Source organism: Catenulispora sp. EB89 (genome assembly GCF_041261445.1).
GTDB lineage: Bacteria > Actinomycetota > Actinomycetes > Streptomycetales > Catenulisporaceae > Catenulispora.
This window is the reverse complement of record NZ_JBGCCU010000043.1, coordinates 17,101-34,547: the sequence shown is the minus strand read 5'-3', so window position 1 is coordinate 34,547 and position 17,447 is coordinate 17,101. Positions and strand designations below refer to the sequence as shown.

Genomic DNA, 17,447 nt, shown 5'->3' with positions numbered 1-17,447 from the left:
GGCTACTGCTGGTCCCTGCTCTGGAACCCTTCGAGGATCATCGAGAGGTACTGCGCCGAGACCGCCTCGGCGGTGAGCTTGCCGCCGGGCACGTACCAACGGACCGCGACCCACACCGTGTCGCGCACGAAGCGGTAGGCCATCGTGGCGTCCAGATCGGAGCGGAACGCGCCGGAGGCGATCCCCTTCTCCAGCGTGCCGAGCCAGATCTCGCGGAACTCGCGGTCGGTGTCGTCCAGGTAGGCGAAGCGCGGCGACTGGCGCAGCTGCTTGGCCTCGTTCTGGTAGAGCGCGATCGCCGCGTGGCTGCGGTCGATGGCCTGGAAGGAGGCGTCGACCAGTTGCTCGAAGGCGCGGCGCGGATCGCTCTCGCGCTCGATGATCGCGCGGTAGTCGCGGAACAGCTCGTCCAGGAAGGTCCGGAGGATCTCGTCCGCCATCGTCTCCTTGGAATCGAAGTGGTGGTAGAGGCTCCCGGACAGGATCCCGGCGGCGTCGGCGATGTCGCGCACCGTCGTGTTCTTGTAGCCGCGCTCGGCGAACAGGCCGGCGGCCAGGGTCAGCAGCTCGGCTCGGCGGTCGGAGGTGGTGGGTTTAGGCATGTTGGCTCGAAACGGAGAGGACTTCACCGGTCAGGTAGGAGGCATAGTCGCTTGCCAGGAACACCATGGCATTCGCGACCTCCCACGGCTCGGCGGCGCGCCCGAACGCCTCGCGGGCGGTCAGCTCGGCGAGCAGTTCGTCGGTCGTGACCTTGGCCAGGAAGGGGTGCATGGCCAGCGAGGGCGCGACGGCGTTCACCCGGACACCGTAGACGGCGGCGTCCAGGGCCGAGCAGCGGGTCAGAGCCATGACCCCGGCTTTCGCGGCGGCGTAGTGCGCCTGGCCCTCCTGGGCGCGCCAGCCGATGACCGAGGCGTTGTTCACGACGGCGCCGCCGGAGCCCTGGTCGCGCATGCGGCGCAGGGCCGCGCGGGTGCAGCGGAAGGTGCCGTTCAGGGTGACGTCCAGGACGCGCAGCCACTGCTCGTCGGTCATGTCCAGGACGGAGGCGGTGCCGCCGAGGCCCGCGTTGTTGATCAGGACGTCCAGGCGGCCGAAGCGGTCGGCGGTTCCGTCGATCAGGGCTTGGACATGCTCCTCGCGGGTGACGTCGCAGACGATGGCGTGCACCGAGTCCTCGTCGAAGTCCTTGGCCAGCGCCGCGCGGGTCTCCTCCAGGCGGCGTTCGTGGTGGTCGCTGACGACGACGCGGGCGCCCTCCTCGAGGCAGCGGCGCGCGGCGGCGGCGCCGATGCCGGTCCCGGCGGCGGCGGTGACGGCGACGTTCTTTCCGGCGAGGAGGTTGTGGCCCTCCACGTACAAAGGCACGGTCACGCGCGCGGCTCCTTCGGCAGGCCGAGGACGCGCTCGGCGATGACAGTGCGCTGGATCTCGTCGGATCCGCCGTAAATGGTGTCGGCGCGGCTGAACAGCCACAGCCGCTGCCATTCGTCGAGGTCGTAGTCCGGGCCGGTGACGGTGCCCGCCGCGCCGAGCACGTCCATCGCCAGCTCGCCGAGGTCGCGGTGCCACCGCGCCCAGACCAGCTTGGCGATCGAGGCCTCGGGGCCGGGCGTGCCGTCGGCGAGGCCGGTCATGGATCGCAGGGCATTGAGGCGCATCACGTCCAGACCGATGGCGGCGCGGGCGAGGCGGTCCTGGATGAGCGGGTCGTCGATCGCTCCGGTGCGCTTCGCGGACGCGATGACGCCGTCCAGCTCGCGCCGGAAGCCGATCTGCTGGCCGAGTGTCGACACGCCGCGCTCGAAGCCGAGCGTGGCCATCGCGACCCGCCAGCCGTCGTCGACGCCGCCGACGACGTTCGCGACGTCGGTACGGGCATCGGTGAAGTAGACCTCGTTGAACTCGGAGGTCCTGGTCAGCTGGAGGATCGGGCGGACCTCGACGCCGGGCTGCTTCATCGGGACCAGGAGGTATGACAGGCCTCGATGTTTCGGCTTGGCGGGGTCGGTGCGGGCCACCACGAAGCACCAGTCGGCCAGGTGCGCCAGCGACGTCCAGACCTTCTGGCCGTTGAGGATCCACTCGGTGCCGTCGTCGGAGAGCACGGCCGTGGTCTTGACGTTCGCCAGATCCGAGCCCGCGTCGGGTTCGGAGTAGCCCTGGCACCAGAGCTCTGTCACGCTGCGGATACCCGGCAGGAAGCGCTGTTTCTGCTCTTCGGTGCCGTGCGCGATGAGAGTGGGGCCGAGGAGTTGCTCGCCGATGTGGCTGACGCGGATCGGGGCGTCGGCGCGGGCGTACTCCTCGTGGAAGATCACCTGCTGGGCGACGCCGGCGGCCCGGCCTCCGTACTCCTCGGGCCAGTCCAGGCAGGTCCAGCCGTGCTCGGCGAGATGCCGGTCCCAGGCCAGGCGGACGTCGAAGGCCTCGTGTTCGCGCCCCGGGCCGCCCAGGCCCCTGGCGTCGGCGAACTCGCCGGTGAGGTGGTCGTGGAGCCAGTCCCGCAGCTCGGTCCGGAAAATCTCCGCACGGAACGCCTCGTCCTCGGCGCTGTCGGTGGGGTCCACACACTCTACCCTACCAATCGTTTGCTTGGTACGGTAGGCCGCGTGGACCTGAGCTTCAGCGCGGCCGAGGAGGCGTTCCGGGCGACGGCGCGCACCTGGCTGGCCGCGCACCTGCCGGCCGAGCCGCTGCCGTCGATGGACACCGCCGAGGGCTTCGAAGCGCACCGGCGCTGGGAGCGGGAGCTGTACGACGAGCGGTACTCCGTGGTCTCGTGGCCGGCCGAGTACGGCGGACGCGGCGCCTCGATCACCGAGTGGCTGGTCTTCGAGGAGGAGTACTGGGCCGCGGGCGCGCCGGGACGGGTGTCGCAGAACGGGATCAACCTGCTGGCGCCGTCGATCCTGGACCACGGGAGCGCCGCGCAGAAGGCGCGGTTCCTGCCCGCGATGGCCTCCGGCGAGCAGATCTGGGCGCAGGTCTGGTCCGAGCCGGAGGCCGGTTCAGACCTGGCCGCGCTGCGTTCGACAGCGGTGCGCGCGCCGTCGGACGACGGCTGGCTGCTGTCGGGACAGAAGACGTGGTCCTCGCGCGCGACGTTCGCGGACTGGGGCTTCGGACTGTTCCGCAGCGACCCGGCCGCCGAACGTCATCGAGGGCTGACGTACTTCCTGTTCCCGCTGACCGCGCCGGGGATCACGGTCCGACCGATCCCGCAGTTCGACGGCGAACCGGGCTTCGCAGAGCTGTTCTTCGACGCGGTGTACGTGCCGGACGCGGATGTTTTGGGCGCGGTCGGCGAGGGCTGGAAAGTCACGATGGCCACCGCGGGCAAGGAGCGCGGGCTGTATCTGCGCTCGCCGGGGCGTTTCATGGCCACGGCCGCGCGGTTGGTCGCGCTGTGGCGTGCGGCGGGGCGGCCGGCGGAGTTCCGGGACCGCGTCGCCGACGCCTGGATCGGGGCGCGGGCGTACCGGCTGGCGACGTTCGAGACGGCGGCGCGGATCGCGGACGGCGGCACGCTCGGGGCCGAGACGAGCGTGAACAAGCTGTTCTGGTCGGAGCTGGACCTGGCGATGCACGAGACGGCACTGGACCTGCTGGGGCCGGACGCGGAGCGACTGGACTCGGCGTGGATGGACGGGTACCTGTTCGCGCTGGCCGGGCCGATCTACGCCGGGACGAACGAAGTGCAGCGGAACGTGGTGGCCGAGCGGGTGCTCGGGTTGCCGAGGGGGGCGCGGTGAGAGCGGCTTCGGGCGGCGGGCACGCTGGCGGTCGGGCGCGAGCGCGGGGCAGTCAGCGCGGCGCGGCGAGCTCAGGTTCGAGCGGCAGGCGCGACGGTGGTCGGGCGCGAGCGCAGGGCAGTCGGCGCGGCACGGTGAGCTCAGGTTCAGGCGACCGGCGCGACGGCGGTCGGGCGCGGACCGAGGAGGCGGCATGGTGAGGTTCGCTCTGACCGAGGAGCAGCGCGACTTCCGCGATGCGGTCGACTCTTTGTTGCGCGATGCGAACGGCGTCGCGGCGGCACGCGCCTGGGCCGCCGGCGACACCAAGCCCGGCCTCGATATCTGGCGCGGGCTGGCCGCGATCGGCATGCACTCCCTCGCCGGCGAGTACCCCGTCGAGTTGTGCGCGGCGCTCGAGCGCGTCGGCTACCACGCGGCGCCCGGTCCGTATCCGGAATCGCTCGCGGTCGCGGCCGCGCATCCTCCAGCGCGGGAACAACTCGCCGCCGGCCTGATCGCCACCACCGCCGTTCCGCCGATCGCGCCCTACGCACCGAACGCCGATATCGCAGACAACTGTTTTCCTCCCGGCGATCCGCGACCCGTCGCCTCGCTCGACCCGACCCGCTCGCTCTTCCCGGTCACCGGCCTGCCCCCGCACGCCGACCTCGTCTTCGACACCGCCGCGCTCCTCACCGCCGCGCAGCTGCTGGGGCTCGGGCGTGCCGCGCTCGACATGACCGTCGCCTACGCCAAGCAGCGCGTGCAGTACGGCCACGCGATCGGCGAGTACCAAGCCGTCAAGCACCGCCTCGCCGACGCGCACACCGGACTGGAGTTCGCGCGTCCCCTCGTCTTCGCCGCCGCGCTCAGCGCCGACCCCGGCGACGTCTCGGCCGCGAAGGCCGCCGCGAGCGACGCCGCCTACCGCTCTGCCCGCGCCGCGCTCCAGCTCCACGGCGCCATCGGCTACACCGACGAGTACGACCTGTCCGTCTACTTCAAGAAGATCAGGGTCCTGTATTCGGCGTGGGGAAGCCCCTCCTTCCATCGCGATCGGCTGCTCCGCCATATCGGAGACCTCTGATATTCACCCCTTAGTGGTGCACTGAGGACATGTCCCTCACATTGCGAGCAAGTCTGGCCGCGGCGGCCCTGGTGGCGGCCGCCGTCGTGCCGGTCGGCGCGTCAACGGCCTCGGCGGCCGCGAGCCCCGGCCACTACGACCACGTCTTCGTCATCGTCGAGGAGAACCACGGCTTCACCGACGTGATCGGCAACCCGGCCGCCCCGAACCTGAACGCCCTGGCGCAGCAGTACGGCCTGGCCACCGACTACACCGGCGTCTCGCACCCGAGCGAGCCGAACTACGTCGGGCTGCTCGGCGGCGACACCTTCGGCGTCACCAGCGACAACGCCTACTACACCCAGAAGGTCGCCCAGCCGAGCCTGATCTCGCAGCTCGACGCGAAGAACCTGCCCTGGAAGGCGTACCTGCAAAGCCTCCCCCACGCCGGGTATCAGGGCATCTGCTTCCCCGCCGACTGCAACGGCGCGCCGGACAAGGACCCGCTCTACGTCTCCAAGCACGACGGCATCCAGAACTTCACCACCTCCGACAACCCGCGCGACTGGAACAACCAGGTCCCCGTCGACCAGCTGGACCGGGACCTGGCCTCCGACGACGTCCCGGCGTTCGGCTGGGTGATCCCGGACGAGTGCCACGACCAGCACGGCGACCCGCCGTACTGCCTGGACTCCGGCACCGTCGACGGCGGCGACCTCGCGACCGCGGACCCGCAGGACCAGCGCCTGGTCGCGACCGGCGACGCGTACCTCGGCGAGCTGGTGCAGAAGATCACCTCGGCTTCGTTCTGGGCCAAGGGCAACAACGCCGTCGCCATCACCTACGACGAGGGCGACGACAACGCCGGGGGCGGCGGTCAGGTCGCGACGGTGCTGGTGACCAGCCACGGCCCGCGCGCCGTGCGGGACGCCACGCCGTACGACCACTACTCGCTGCTGGACACCGTCGAGCAGAACTTCGCTCTGGGCTGCCTGGCGCACGCGTGCGACGCGGCGACCCGTCCGCTCACGCCGCTGCTGACGCCGACCGGCAGCGCGGCGCAGGCCTACCGCGCACTCCCGGTGCCGAGCTACGCGACGCCGACCCCGATCCCGACCGAGCCGGTCACGACCGTCGACACCCCGATCAGCCAGAACGGCTGGGCCGTCCAGCCCGCGCCGTACATCGGCACCGGGGACAACACGTTCGGTGCGGTCGCGGCCGTGTCGAAGAGCGACGTGTGGGCCGTCGGCAACTACCTGCCGGACGCCGCGACCGCGAACCAGGACGCCACGCTGACCATGGCCGCGCACTTCGACGGCACGAAGTGGACGTCCACCCCGACCCCGAACCCCGGCCCGAACTTCGGCACGCTGTTCGGCGTCGCGGCGGTGCCGGGCCAGGCGTGGGCGGTCGGCGTCGCGCTCGGCGCGGACTTCCTGCCGCACAGCGTCATCGAGGCCTGGAACGGCAGCGCGTGGCACGTGGTGCCCGCACCGAAGCTGAACGCGCAGCGCGACATCCTCTACTCGGCGACCGCGGTCAGCGACCACGACGTGTGGGCCGCCGGGATCCGGCAGAACCGCGCCGGCACGTTCGGCACGCTGATCGAGCACTTCGACGGGAGCGCGTGGTCGGTGGTGCCGTCGCCGAACCCGGGCGCCTTCGGCAACCAGCTGTACGGCATCAGCGCCGACGGCCCGGACTCGGTCTACGCGGTCGGGCAACGCGACGACGCGCACTCCGACACGCCGCTGGTCCTGCACTGGGACGGCCGGTGCTGGAGCGAGGCGCACGTCCCAGGCCTCGACGCGGCGCTGCTGCAGAGCGTGAGCGTGCGGGACGGCGAGGTGTGGGCCGTGGGCCAGACGGACGACAGCACGCACCAGGCGGTGCCGTTCGTGGAGCACTTCGCGCGTGGTGTGTGGAGCGCACAGACGGCGGCGGAGCTCGGCGCGCGCTTCAGCGACGTGACCGCGGTGACGGCGACCGGCAAGGACAGCGCCTGGCTGGCCGGCACGTACTACTCGGACGCCGCCGGCAAGCAGGTCCCCGTCCTGGCGCGCCACGACGCGACCGGCTGGCACGCGGTCGCGGCGCCGGACCCGGGCAGCGGCGACACCGTGCTCGGCGGCCTCGGCGCGGCCGGCGGGCAGGTGTGGGCGGTCGGGTTCGCGAAGACGGCGGCGGGGCGGAGTCCGCTGATTGAGCTGCATCAGGGCTGAGATCGGCTAGCTTGAGCTGGGCAGGCTTAAGCTCGGCCCGCTTGAGCTGGACTGGCTTGAGCTGGGATGTCGGCCGGGTGGGCAGCCGGAGGTTTCGGCTTCCTGCCCGGCTGCCGCCAGCCGCCCCGCCGCCGCGAACCGCCGCCCCAAGATCACCGCAGGTAGTCTTAGCCCCTGCCAAGAGTGGGGCTACCCCCATCGCCCGGACCCCCGTCCCCGAGCCACCATTTCCTCATGAGCTTCGATGCCACCCCGCCCCGCGCCCCGATCGGCGCCCTGCGGATCAGCACCATCGCGATGGCCGGCGTGATCGTGGCCGTGAGCGTGCCGGCCGTCGCCGCGGCGTTCGCGATGTCCTCGCGGGTGACCGACCAGCAGGCGCGGGTCGCCGTCGCGGCCGCCGGGCCGATCACGCGGGTCGTGGTCGCCGATTCCGAGAGTGATGTGCAGATCACCGGCAACTCCGCCGCCACCGGGGTGCAGGGGCAGGCCGTGCTGCAGTGGAAGGGCAAGGGCGGCAAGCGGCCGGTGCTGCGGCAGAGTGTCGCGGACGGCGTACTGACGCTCACCAAGGACTGCTCCGGCGGCGGCTGCGGGCCCGTCGACATCACGCTGACGGTGCCGCGCAACGTCTCGGTGCAGGCCGCCACCTCCCAGGGGCACATCGAGGTCAGCGGGGTGACCGGCGCGGTCGACCTGACCTCCGGCAACGGCAGCATCGACGCCGAGGACCTGGGTTCGGGGAACGCCTCCTTCCAGACCACGAACGGCAGCGTGAACGCCTCCTTCCGCGGCGCGCCGACCCGGATCACGGCGAGCACCACCAACGGCGGCGTGACCATCGCCACCGACGGGCAGACCGCCTACTACGACTCGGTCAGCACCACCAACGGCCTCCGGTACCTGACGAACGTGCAGGACCGCATGGCCGCCGCCGAGATCGACGTGACCACCACCAACGCCGACGTGACGATCAGTTAGAGGCCTGACATGAGCACTGAACCCACTCCGACCCGCCGCCCGATCGCGGGCATCCGGGTCAGCACGGTCGCGCTGCTCGGCGTCGTCGCCGCGATCGCCATCCCGTGCGGCGCCGCGGCCCTGGTCGTGTCCGGGTCCGTGGACGGCAAGCAGACGCAGCAGAACCTCAACCTGGCGGGCCCGGTCGCCCGGGTCGTGGTCCAGGACAGCAACAGCACCGTCCGGATCACCGGTAACGCCGCGGTGTCCGGGGTGACCGGCAAGGCCACTCTCACCTGGCACGCGTTCAGCGGCACCGAAAACCCGAAGGTGACCGAGCAGTACGCCGACGGCGTGCTGACGCTGAGCAAGGACTGCGGCGGCGGCGACTGCGGCGCGGACATCGACATCCAGGTGCCCCCGACGGTCTCCGTGCAGGTGACGACCAGCAACGCCGGCGTGTTCGTCAGCAACGTCTCCGGCCCGGTGAACCTGCACAGCACGAACGCGGGCATCGAGGCCGACCAGCTCGGCTCGGGCGACGCCGTCATGAACACCACCAACGCCGGCATCAAGGCCACGTTCGTCGGCGCCCCCACGACCATCACGGCGGCCACCACCAACGCGGGCGTCACCATCGTCACCGACGGCCGCACGGTGTACTACGACAATGTCTCGACCACGAACGCCGAGCCGAACCTGCAGAACAAGCAGGACCGGCGCGCCAACAACGTCATCGACGTGACCACCACCAACGCCGGGGTCACGATCAAGTAGCGCCGGAGACGTCGGAGCCGAGAGCGGCCCGCACCGCGGCGAACACCGCGGCGCGGGTCGCCGCGGCGGTCGGATGCGGCATGTTCAGGAAGCCGTGGAACATCCCCTCGACCGGGAAGTGGTCCACGGCGACCCCGGCCGCGGCGAGCTTTCCGGCGTAGGCGTCCCCCTCGTCCCGCAGCGGATCGTGCTCGGCGGTCACGACGACGGCGTGCGGCAGACCGCTGTGGTCCGGCGCTTTGATCGGCGACATATAGGGATCCGTGACGTCGGAGCCCTGGACGTACTGCTCGTGGAACCAGGCCATGTGCTGAGCCGTGAGGAAGAAGCCGGTCGCGTTCTCCTCGCGCGAGGGATAGCCGGAGTCGGCGCCGGCCAGATCGACCGACGGGTAGACGAGCAGCTGCACGGCGATCTTCGGGCTCTGATGTCCGAGCACCGCACGGTCCCGCGCCATCAGCGACACCACCGCGGCGAAGTTGCCGCCCCCGCTGTCGCCGGCGACGGCCAGCCGTGCGGGATCCACGCGCAGTTCGGCGGCGTGCTCGGCGACCCACGCGGTTGCGGCGTAGGCGTCGTCGAGGCCGCCGGGATACGGCGTCTCGGGGGCGAGGCGGTATTCCACGGAGACCACGGTCGCGCCGACGGAGCGCGCGATATCGCGGCAGAAGTTGTCGTAGATGGCGATGTTGCAGATGCTGAAGCCGCCGCCGTGGAAGAACACGACGACAGGCGTCACAGTGTCCTGATCCGCCACCGGGCGGTAGATCCGCACCGGGATCTCGGGGGCACCGTCGAGCCCGGGGATCGTCCGGTCCGCCACCGACGGCAACGGCACCAGGACCGGCAGTTCCGGTGCCAGGGCAAGGATTTCGCGGGCCTGAGCCGCGTCGGTGACGGTGCCGCCGAGGTCGGGGAAGATCACGGCGAGCGTGTCGACGATGGCGCGGGCCTGCGGGTCGAGCGTCATCGGGTCTCGTCCTTCGTCTGGAAGTGCGGGATCACGTGGGCGCCCCATTGGCGGATGGTCTCCATCGCGGCGTCATGCGGAACGGTACCCATCTGGATCAGACAGATCACCTCGTCGACGCCGATGTCCGCGAGTTGTTCGACGTATTCGACGGCGCGGGCGGCGGTGCCGTAAGCGTGGTTCACGTTGTAGGTGCCGGTGGAGCTCGGGCGGACCGGGATGTTCGCCTCGTGCAGTTTGGCGACGACGGCTTCCTTCTCCAGCCGGAGCACGGCGGCGTTGTCGTCGTCTTCGGTGTCCTCGGACGGCTCGGGGCCGCCGCCGTACCAGTGCAGGATCGACTCGGCGAAGAAACGCTGGCCCCGCGCCCCGATGCGGAACGCGGCGTCGCCGTCGTCGGCGACGATCGTCGGGCACAGCGCGGCGAAGTGGTCGTTGCGGACCGGGGAGACGAACTTCTCGCCGGTGCGCTCGGCGATCGCCTCGTCGTAGATCTTGCGCATCGCGGCGATGTCGTCCGCACCGGCGAAGCCGAGGACGAGCGCGCCGATGCCGTAGTCGGCGGCGGTGCGGAGCGTCGCAGCCTTCGAACACGCCATGAACAGCGGCGGATGCGGCGTCTGGACCGGCCGGGGCAGGACCTGGCCGGGACCGATGTCGAGGAGTCCGTGCCACTCGAAGCGGTCGGTGGTCCAGCAGTTTCCGAGGATCCGCAAGGCTTCTTCGACCTGTTCGTAGGTCGAGGCGGGGTCCACGCCGCACATCGCCATCTCCTGGCCGGTGGCGCCGCGTCCGGCGCCGAGGTCGAGGCGGCCGCCGGACAGGACGTCGAGCATCGCGGCGCGTTCGGCGACGCGGATCGGGTGGCCGTAGCCGAAGGGCAGGCAGACCACGCCGTGGCCGAGGCGGATGCGCGTGGTCCGGGCCGCGACGTGGGCCAGGAAGACGTCGGGTGCGGACATGTGGGCGTAGCGGAGCAGGGAGTGGTGCTCGACGGCCCAGACCCGGTCGAAGCCGGCGGCCTCGGCGGCGACGGCCTGGGCGACGCAGTCGGCGAGGGTCGCGCGCTCGCGGTCGGGGGTGGGGTCGGCGAGCTGGGCCTCGAAGATCACGGAGAACTGCACGGGCACCTCCCACGGCGGTATTTCTATTAGAAACACACTGCGTGGCGCATGAAATCTCAGCCTTCGCGAGGAGTCAAGGCTTGTCGCGAACCACTACCCTTACTGACGTGGCCCCTCAATCACAGGACGAACCGGCGGAAACCGAAGCCGGCGCCGACGATCCGCGTCTGCCCGCGACGGGTTGGGCGGTGCTCGGGATGCTGTCGTTCGAGCAGGAGCTGTCCGGCTACGACATCAAGAAGTGGGCCGACTGGTCGCTGAAGTTGTTCTACTGGTCGCCGTCGTTCAGCCAGATCTACGGCGAGCTCAAGCGGCTGGAGAAGCACGGATACGTGACGTCGCGGACCGTGATGCAGGACGACGTGCGCGGCAAGCGCGTGTACGCGATCACGGACGCCGGACGCGAGGCGGTGCGGACCTGGGCGCGGACGGCGCCGGTCGAGGTACCGGTGCTGAAGCACGGGGTGCTACTACGGGTTTGGTTGGGGCACCTGACCGAGCCGGAGCGGCTGCGCGAGATCGTGGCGGAGCACCGCGACAACTCGGAGCGGCGCCGGGCCGAAGCGGCGGTGGACGCGGGAGCCGCGCACGAGGAGACGGCCTGGGCGTACCCGGAGATCGCACTGAAGTGGGCCGAGCGGTACCACGCGGCGGAGCGGGACCTGGCCGAGCAGATGCTGCGGGATCTGGACGAGCTGACGGCTTCGGGGCGGGCCACGGAGCCGGTACCGTTGCCGGCCGATTCGCCGTCACTGGCGCCGCGACTGCCGGGCACACCTTCGGGGCCTAATGACAAGGACTGAATAAACGTCCGCGATCCGGAATGTCGTTGCCCAGAATGCGGGCACGGTGGACACTCGAAGCATGGCTACCGTGCACGAGGTCATCGACGCCAAGCTCCGCACGTTCATCGAGGCGCAGCCCCTGTTCTTCGTGGCGACCGCACCACTGGCCGCCGACGGACACGTCAACCTCTCGCCGAAGGGCACGCTGGGCTCGCTGGCGGTCCTCGGCCCGGACCGCCTGGCGTACCTGGACCTCACCGGCAGCGGCGCCGAAAGCCTGGCCCACCTGCGCGAGAACGGCCGCATCACGGTGATGTGGGTGGCGTTCGAGGGGCCGCCGAACATCGTGCGCGTCCACGGCACCGGCGAAGTGCTGTGGCACGACGACCCCCGCTGGGACGAGTACATCGGCCTGTTCCCAGCCGCCGCCGACCCGGGAGCGCGCGCGATCGTGTTGGTCCAGGCCACGCGCATCAGCGACTCCTGCGGCTACGCGGTGCCCTTCATGGAGTACAAGGGCGACCGGCGACTGCTGGCCGAGTACTTCGGCCGGCGCGACGAGGAGTTCCACGTCGACTACGTGGCGCGCAAGAACGCGACGAGCATCGACGGGCTGCCGGCGGTGCCGGTGGAGACGCTGCGGGGGCAGGTGAAGTCGGAGCGGTTGTAGGCGCGGCGGCGGCGAGCGCGCCGCCAGCTTGAGCAGAAAGGCTGCGCCGGCGCGGTGCGCGAGGCGGGGCCCTGCCGGTACTCGAGCTCGGGCTCGGGGCGGAGATCGCTCTGGCGGGTTGCGGCGAAGGCCGCTACGGTCCGCCGCATGCGCTTCGACCCCGAACAGGAAGAACTCCGGCGGACGGTGCGGACGCTGCTGGAGCGGGCCGCCGGCGGCGACGTGTGGCGGCTGCTCGCCGAGCAGGTCGGAGCGCTCGGGCTTGCGATCCCCGAGGAGTACGGCGGCGCGGGCTTCTCGGTGCTGGAGACGCATGTGGTGCTCGAAGAGCTCGGCGCGGCGTTGGCGGTGCCCGGCTACTTGAGCACGACGCTGGCGGCGCAGGCGATTCTGGCCGGGGATTCGGCGGAGGCGAAGGCGGAGTTGTTGCCGGGGGTCGCAGCAGGTGAGACGCATGCTGCGGTCGCGTGGGAAGCCTCGGGAGTTACTGCAACTGAGGAAGCCAGCGGCTGGCGGCTGACCGGGACCACGGACCATATGCTCGACGGCAGCACAGCCAACCTGCTCATAGTCCCCGCACAGATACAAGACCACGCCAAGCCAGCCCTCGAACCAGATAGGTCGGCTCAGGCGTCGCATGCGGGCAGCCTGCGCATCGGTTTGTTTGTTGTTGCTGCTGGCGATGCGGTGGTCAGCGCTGTCGAAACCGTTGATCCCGGTCGCCCGCAAGCCCACGTCGAGTTCCGAGCAGCACCGGCGCTCTCGCTGGGCGCGGACCCGGACCGCGTCCTCGATCTCGCGTGCGTCGCCATCTCCGCCGAGCAGGTCGGCGCCGCACAACGCGCCTTCGACCTGACCCTCGCCTACGCCAAGCAGCGCGTCCAGTTCGGCCGACCGATCGGCTCGTTCCAAGCCGTGAAGCACCGCCTCGCCGACCTCTACACGCTCCTGGAGTCCGCGCGCTCCGCCTCGTACGCCGCCGCCTTCGCCGCCGCGTCAGGGCACGAACTCACCGTCGCCGCCTCGCGCGCCAAGGCTTACTGTTCCGAGGCGTTCAGCACCATCGCCGGGGAGGCGATCCAACTCCACGGTGGCATCGGCATCACGTGGGAGCACCCGATCCACCTCTACTTCAAGCGTGCGCACGCCACCTCGCAGCTGTTCGGCAGCCCGGCGTGGCACCGGCGGCGCTATGCCCGCGCGATCGGCCTCGCCGCCTGAGCCAGGCGTACCGCGGAAGTGCAGAAGCCCCGAGACCGCAAGGCCTCGGGGCTTCGTACGTACCTCCAGAGCTAGAACCGCGCCAGCTCTACAACTCCGCCAGCGCCGGCTCGGCCTCGATGAGGTCCGGCAGGTCCGCGTCGCCCTCGTCGGCCGTGTAGTCCCCGGCCTGCGTCTCGTCGACGCCGTCGGCGACCTTCACCGCGCGGAACACCAGCGTCAGTACCACCGACACCAGCAGGTTCAGGACCAGGGCTGTGATCGCGATGTAGGAGTACAGGTGCGTGCCCGGGACCTTCGCGATCTGGTTGCCGAAGTGCTGCTGCAGCACGGTCTTGCCGTCGGCCGCGAACTTCTTCTGCTGCCAGGCGACCACGATGCCGTAGATCACGCCGGTCCACAGTCCGGCCACCAGGGCCCAGCGGTGGAACCAGCGGTTGAACAGGCCGATCACGATCGCCGGGAAGGTCTGCAGGATCAGGACGCCGCCGAGGAGCTGGAAGTTGATCGCGCTGGTCGCGTCCAGGCCCAGGACGAAGGCCAGGGCGCCGAACTTCACCAGGAGCGACACCGTCTTGGACACCTGCGCCTGCTGGTGCGGGGTGGCGTCGGGCTTGATGAAGTCCACGAAGATGTTGCGGGTGAACAGGTTCGCCGCCGCGATCGACATGATGGCCGCCGGCACCAGGGCGCCGATCGCCACCGCCGCGAACGCCACGCCAGCGAACCAGGACGGGAACACCGCGTCGAACAGCGCCGGGACCGCGCGCTGTGCGTTGCCGCCGAGGTGGCCCTTGGCGGTGCCGTTGAAGCCGACGGCCAGCGCCATGTAGCCGAGCAGGGCGATGAAGCCCAGCACCAGCGAGTACATCGACAGGCCCGCGAGGTTCTTGCGGACCGTGTTGCGGGACTTTGTGGACAGCACGCCGATCTGCGCGTGCGGGTACATGAACAGCGCCATCGCCGAGCCGAGCGCGAGGGTCGCGTACGGGAAGGCGTTGGTCTTGCCGTTGGCCCCGTTCAGCGACAGGAAGCCGGGCTTGGTCTTGCCGCCGCTGGTGGAGGCCAGGTGGAAGATGCCGTGCCAGCCGCCGACGACGCGGGTCGGGATGTAGATGACCGCGACGATGATGACCAGGTAGATCAGGAAGTCCTTGACGAACGCGATCACCGCCGGGGCGCGCAGCCCCGAGGTGTACGTGAACGCCGCCAGCACCGCGAAGGCGATGAACAGCGGCAGGTCCTTGGCGAACGTCGAGGAGCCCTTGCCGCCGATGCCGATCACGTCCAGGCAGGCCTGGATGCCGACGAGCTGCAGCGCGATGTACGGCATCGTCGCCACCACGCCGACGATGGCGACGCCCAGACCCAGTGACTTCGAGCCGTACCGACCTCGGGCGAAGTCGGCGGGCGTGACGTAGCCGCGCTTGCGCGAGACCGACCACAGCCGCGGCAGGAACAGGAAGACCAGCGGCCACACGATGATCGTGTACGGCACCGCGAAGAACCCGAACGCGCCCGCGGTCAGCGCCGCCGGGACCGCGACGAACGTGTACGCGGTGTACAGGTCGCCGCCGAGCAGGAACCAGGTGATCCAGCCGCCGAAGCTGCGGCCGCCCAGGCCCCACTCCTCCAGGTGGTTCGCCTCGCGGGCCTTGCGCCAGCGCGCAGCCAGGAAGCCGAGCACCGAGACCAGCAGGAAGAAGAAGATGACGACGGTCAGTTCGGTCTTGTTGATGCCGTGTGTGCCGACGTCCGGGGTCGGGACCGTCGAGGCGGTCAGGTGGGGTCTCATTCCGAATCCCCTTCCTCAGGCTCTTCCTCGGACTTCGCCGCGGACTCTTCCGCGGGCGCCTCGGCGACGGTCTCCCCGGCCGGCGCGGCCGGCGCGGCCGACACAGCCGGCGCGACAACCGCCGCCTTGCGCGCCAACTCCTCGCGCCGCACCACGAAGTACGCCAGCCCCATGAGCGCCGCCGTCACCGCGACCCACAGAAGCTGCCACCAGAAGAAGAACGGGAAGCCCGCGACCTCTGGCTTGTCCTTGTCGAAGATCGGCACCCACAGCACCGCGACGAAGGGCACGATGACGCAGACCGCCGCGATGAGGCGGGCCGGCGTCACCACCGGCCCTCTAGTACTCAGCCCGTGCTCTGACATGAGACGAGAACCCTCCCGTTTACGTAGGGAAACTGCGCCGAAATCTAGTCGCCCCGCGCGGCTCCGATCACCGGCTCGTTGACAACGACTCGGTAACGGATGGTATTGGCCTCATCCGTTGATCTGCATGAATTGCTCAAGCGCGTGTCGGAAGGCCGTCGGCGCGATGGCCAGCGGCTCGGAGTAGGGGTGAGACAACCCGATGACAATGAGGATTCCCAAACCGACCATCGCGCCGAGACCCGACAACACCACCACATTGCGGCCGTTGGCCGTCAGCCCCACCAGCGGCGGATAGGCGACCAGCAGCAGCGCGGCGACCACGAGCGCGAAGTAGAGCAGCGATGGCATGGAGTAGTTGACGTCCGCGGCCCTGATCAGCCGCTTGGAGTAGATGTCGTCGAGCGCGGCGGCGACGTCGGCCCGGCTCTTCTCGTCGGCGGCGGCGGCCGGATGGATCGCGCCGACCGCGACGCGCAGGCCGTCCAGCGTCGCCGCGGCCGCCTCAGAGGTCTGATGGCGGCCCATGGCCGGCCAGTCGTCGGCGACGACCTGGCTGGCGTACATGGTCAGCCCGGCGCGCACCCGGTCCCGGTCGGCCGGCTGGAGCTTGCCGGCCAGCCAGTACGTGGTGGTCACGGAACGGGCCTCGTCGTACGTGTGCTGACGGTCGGTGTTGTAGGTCGACCAGGTGCTGGCGATCAGGAACGCGGTCATCAGGATGAACGAGGAAAGCAGAGCACTGCCTACCACCGACAGCGCCTGCGGGTTGTGCGATCCGGAGACCGCCCGCTCGGAGCGGCCGAGCAGCCGGGCCAGGCCGACCGCCATGATCACGCCGACGACGAGGGCGACGATCGCCCAGAACACCATCACGGTTTGCCTCCTGAGGCCGGTCCGGTTGGTCCGCCCGCGGCCCCGCCGGCCGCGGCGGCCGCCGCGATGGTCGCCGGGACCATCAGGGCGACGAGCGTGGTCAGGCCCCAGTCGGGACCCGGGTCCGGCCGGTCCGGCGGCGGCGCCGCCTCGACCGGGGGGATCTCAGGCTTCTTCGTCGGCCGGGGCACCGGCGGCGGCACGACACGGTGCACCACCGGAGGCGGCGGCACCGGCCGAGGCGCCGGCGGCCGGGGACGCGGCGTGGGCCGCGGGGGCGGCGGCACCGGGCGCGGCGTCGGTCGCGGCGGTGGCGGTGCGGGCGGTGGAGGCGGCGTCGGCCGGGGCGGCGGTGGGGGTGGCGGCGTCGAGGGCGGCGGCGCCGGAGGGCTCGGCAGCGGCAGATGCTGGTGGAACGAGGAGCCGAACGGCAACCCGGGTTCGACCGGGAGCGGATCGGTGGGGAGCGGCGTCGGCTGCCCGCCGATCGGGGTCGGGGGCGGCGGCGTCGGGAGCGGATCGCCCGGATCGCCCGCATCGCCGGCCACACCGGAGTTCGCCACCGCCGCGTGCCCCTCGGCAGCGAGGGCCAAGCACGCGCCTGCCCCGACGCCGAGCACGGCGACCTGCACGCACACCGCGACGCCGAATCCGAATCTGCTGCGCACCACGGCTGTGCCGCCTCCGTTCCCCCGCCAGGGTCCTGATACCGAAACCTGTCCCGAAGCCTGATCCCGAAGCTCTCCCGAAGGGGCCCGCCGAGGGACGCCGCGGCCGGACCACCGGCCGCCTCACTCCCCCGTCACGCCCGGTCACACCCCGTCACACCCCCACGAGCACGGACCGCCCACCGCATCGGCGCCATCCGGGCTT

At 70.8% G+C, this 17,447-nt stretch carries 17 protein-coding genes; 8 read left to right on the top strand and 9 right to left on the bottom strand.

Going from position 1 to position 17,447, the window contains the following annotated elements:
- Nucleotides 1-2: 2 nt before the first annotated feature.
- Genes ABH920_RS47705 through ABH920_RS47695 form a run of 3 tightly spaced genes read right to left on the bottom strand, consistent with a single transcriptional unit; the run spans nucleotide 3 to nucleotide 2,573 of the window.
- Nucleotides 3-602, bottom strand: a complete 600-nt coding sequence (locus ABH920_RS47705; RefSeq protein ID WP_370356067.1) for a TetR/AcrR family transcriptional regulator — start codon at nucleotides 600-602, stop codon at nucleotides 3-5.
- Nucleotides 595-1,377 carry an SDR family oxidoreductase gene (locus ABH920_RS47700; protein ID WP_370356065.1) on the bottom strand — a complete coding sequence of 261 codons (783 nt, stop codon included), beginning with the start codon at nucleotides 1,375-1,377 and terminating at the stop codon, nucleotides 595-597. Before ABH920_RS47700 ends, ABH920_RS47705 begins: the two co-directional genes overlap by 8 nt.
- Nucleotides 1,374-2,573 carry an acyl-CoA dehydrogenase family protein gene (locus tag ABH920_RS47695; protein WP_370356063.1) on the bottom strand — a complete coding sequence of 400 codons (1,200 nt, stop codon included), beginning with the start codon at nucleotides 2,571-2,573 and terminating at the stop codon, nucleotides 1,374-1,376. Before ABH920_RS47695 ends, ABH920_RS47700 begins: the two co-directional genes overlap by 4 nt.
- A 42-nt stretch (nucleotides 2,574-2,615) precedes the next feature.
- Here ABH920_RS47695 and ABH920_RS47690 point away from each other — a divergent pair, with 42 nt between their 5' ends.
- The 5 genes from ABH920_RS47690 to ABH920_RS47670 all read left to right on the top strand — a co-directional run bounded on the left by ABH920_RS47690 (nucleotide 2,616) and on the right by ABH920_RS47670 (nucleotide 8,768).
- Nucleotides 2,616-3,758 (top strand): acyl-CoA dehydrogenase family protein, encoded by a 1,143-nt coding sequence (locus tag ABH920_RS47690; protein WP_370356061.1) that lies wholly within the window; start codon nucleotides 2,616-2,618, stop codon nucleotides 3,756-3,758.
- Between the two features lie 196 nt (nucleotides 3,759-3,954).
- Nucleotides 3,955-4,827, top strand: a complete 873-nt coding sequence (locus tag ABH920_RS47685; RefSeq protein WP_370356149.1) for an acyl-CoA dehydrogenase family protein — start codon at nucleotides 3,955-3,957, stop codon at nucleotides 4,825-4,827.
- A 29-nt stretch (nucleotides 4,828-4,856) separates the two neighbouring features.
- Nucleotides 4,857-7,031, top strand: a complete 2,175-nt coding sequence (locus tag ABH920_RS47680) for an alkaline phosphatase family protein (RefSeq protein WP_370356059.1) — start codon at nucleotides 4,857-4,859, stop codon at nucleotides 7,029-7,031.
- 234 nt (nucleotides 7,032-7,265) lie between these two features.
- Nucleotides 7,266-8,012, top strand: coding sequence for a DUF4097 family beta strand repeat-containing protein (locus ABH920_RS47675; protein WP_370356057.1), 747 nt, complete (start codon nucleotides 7,266-7,268; stop codon nucleotides 8,010-8,012).
- Nucleotides 8,013-8,021: 9 nt separating this feature from the next.
- On the top strand, nucleotides 8,022-8,768 hold the full coding sequence (locus ABH920_RS47670; protein WP_370356055.1) for a hypothetical protein: 747 nt from the start codon (nucleotides 8,022-8,024) through the stop codon (nucleotides 8,766-8,768).
- Here the strand turns inward: ABH920_RS47670 and ABH920_RS47665 are convergent.
- Complete coding sequence (locus ABH920_RS47665) at nucleotides 8,761-9,738, bottom strand: alpha/beta hydrolase (protein ID WP_370356053.1); 978 nt, start codon at nucleotides 9,736-9,738, stop codon at nucleotides 8,761-8,763. The genes ABH920_RS47670 and ABH920_RS47665 overlap by 8 nt on opposite strands.
- The gene (locus ABH920_RS47660; RefSeq protein WP_370356051.1) at nucleotides 9,735-10,862 is read right to left on the bottom strand and encodes an LLM class flavin-dependent oxidoreductase; all 1,128 of its coding nucleotides are present in this window, start codon (nucleotides 10,860-10,862) and stop codon (nucleotides 9,735-9,737) included. The genes ABH920_RS47665 and ABH920_RS47660 overlap by 4 nt, the downstream gene beginning before the upstream one ends.
- Nucleotides 10,863-10,969: 107 nt before the next feature.
- Here ABH920_RS47660 and ABH920_RS47655 point away from each other — a divergent pair, with 107 nt between their 5' ends.
- The 3 genes from ABH920_RS47655 to ABH920_RS47645 all read left to right on the top strand — a co-directional run bounded on the left by ABH920_RS47655 (nucleotide 10,970) and on the right by ABH920_RS47645 (nucleotide 13,538).
- A complete protein-coding gene (locus tag ABH920_RS47655; RefSeq protein WP_370356049.1) occupies nucleotides 10,970-11,665 on the top strand; it encodes a PadR family transcriptional regulator in 696 nt (231 codons plus the stop codon).
- A gap of 61 nt (nucleotides 11,666-11,726) precedes the next feature.
- Nucleotides 11,727-12,317, top strand: coding sequence for a pyridoxamine 5'-phosphate oxidase family protein (locus ABH920_RS47650; protein WP_370356047.1), 591 nt, complete (start codon nucleotides 11,727-11,729; stop codon nucleotides 12,315-12,317).
- A gap of 147 nt (nucleotides 12,318-12,464) precedes the next feature.
- Nucleotides 12,465-13,538, top strand: coding sequence for an acyl-CoA dehydrogenase family protein (locus ABH920_RS47645; RefSeq protein WP_370356045.1), 1,074 nt, complete (start codon nucleotides 12,465-12,467; stop codon nucleotides 13,536-13,538).
- 88 nt (nucleotides 13,539-13,626) lie between these two features.
- On the opposite strand, the gene mctP is transcribed toward ABH920_RS47645, so the two are convergent.
- From mctP to ABH920_RS47625, 4 genes are all read right to left on the bottom strand, one after another.
- Complete coding sequence (gene mctP / locus ABH920_RS47640) at nucleotides 13,627-15,333, bottom strand: monocarboxylate uptake permease MctP (RefSeq protein ID WP_370356043.1); 1,707 nt, start codon at nucleotides 15,331-15,333, stop codon at nucleotides 13,627-13,629.
- A complete protein-coding gene (locus ABH920_RS47635; protein ID WP_370356041.1) occupies nucleotides 15,330-15,698 on the bottom strand; it encodes a DUF3311 domain-containing protein in 369 nt (122 codons plus the stop codon). Before ABH920_RS47635 ends, mctP begins: the two co-directional genes overlap by 4 nt.
- Nucleotides 15,699-15,809: 111 nt before the next feature.
- Nucleotides 15,810-16,574 carry a hypothetical protein gene (locus ABH920_RS47630; RefSeq protein ID WP_370356039.1) on the bottom strand — a complete coding sequence of 255 codons (765 nt, stop codon included), beginning with the start codon at nucleotides 16,572-16,574 and terminating at the stop codon, nucleotides 15,810-15,812.
- Nucleotides 16,571-17,245 carry a hypothetical protein gene (locus tag ABH920_RS47625; RefSeq protein ID WP_370356037.1) on the bottom strand — a complete coding sequence of 225 codons (675 nt, stop codon included), beginning with the start codon at nucleotides 17,243-17,245 and terminating at the stop codon, nucleotides 16,571-16,573. Before ABH920_RS47625 ends, ABH920_RS47630 begins: the two co-directional genes overlap by 4 nt.
- Nucleotides 17,246-17,447 lie beyond the last annotated feature (202 nt).

Bases quoted from the DNA above. Each gene is read 5' to 3' on its own strand.
- ABH920_RS47705 (WP_370356067.1), bottom strand. From the start codon at position 602: ATGCCTAAACCCACCACCTCCGACCGCCGAGCCGAGCTGCTGACCCTG.
- ABH920_RS47680 (WP_370356059.1), top strand. From the start codon at position 4,857: ATGTCCCTCACATTGCGAGCAAGTCTGGCCGCGGCGGCCCTGGTGGCG.
- ABH920_RS47675 (WP_370356057.1), top strand. From the start codon at position 7,266: ATGAGCTTCGATGCCACCCCGCCCCGCGCCCCGATCGGCGCCCTGCGG.
- ABH920_RS47670 (WP_370356055.1), top strand. From the start codon at position 8,022: ATGAGCACTGAACCCACTCCGACCCGCCGCCCGATCGCGGGCATCCGG.
- ABH920_RS47665 (WP_370356053.1), bottom strand. From the start codon at position 9,738: ATGACGCTCGACCCGCAGGCCCGCGCCATCGTCGACACGCTCGCCGTG.
- ABH920_RS47650 (WP_370356047.1), top strand. From the start codon at position 11,727: ATGGCTACCGTGCACGAGGTCATCGACGCCAAGCTCCGCACGTTCATC.
- ABH920_RS47645 (WP_370356045.1), top strand. From the start codon at position 12,465: ATGCGCTTCGACCCCGAACAGGAAGAACTCCGGCGGACGGTGCGGACG.
- mctP (WP_370356043.1), bottom strand. From the start codon at position 15,333: ATGAGACCCCACCTGACCGCCTCGACGGTCCCGACCCCGGACGTCGGC.
- ABH920_RS47635 (WP_370356041.1), bottom strand. From the start codon at position 15,698: ATGTCAGAGCACGGGCTGAGTACTAGAGGGCCGGTGGTGACGCCGGCC.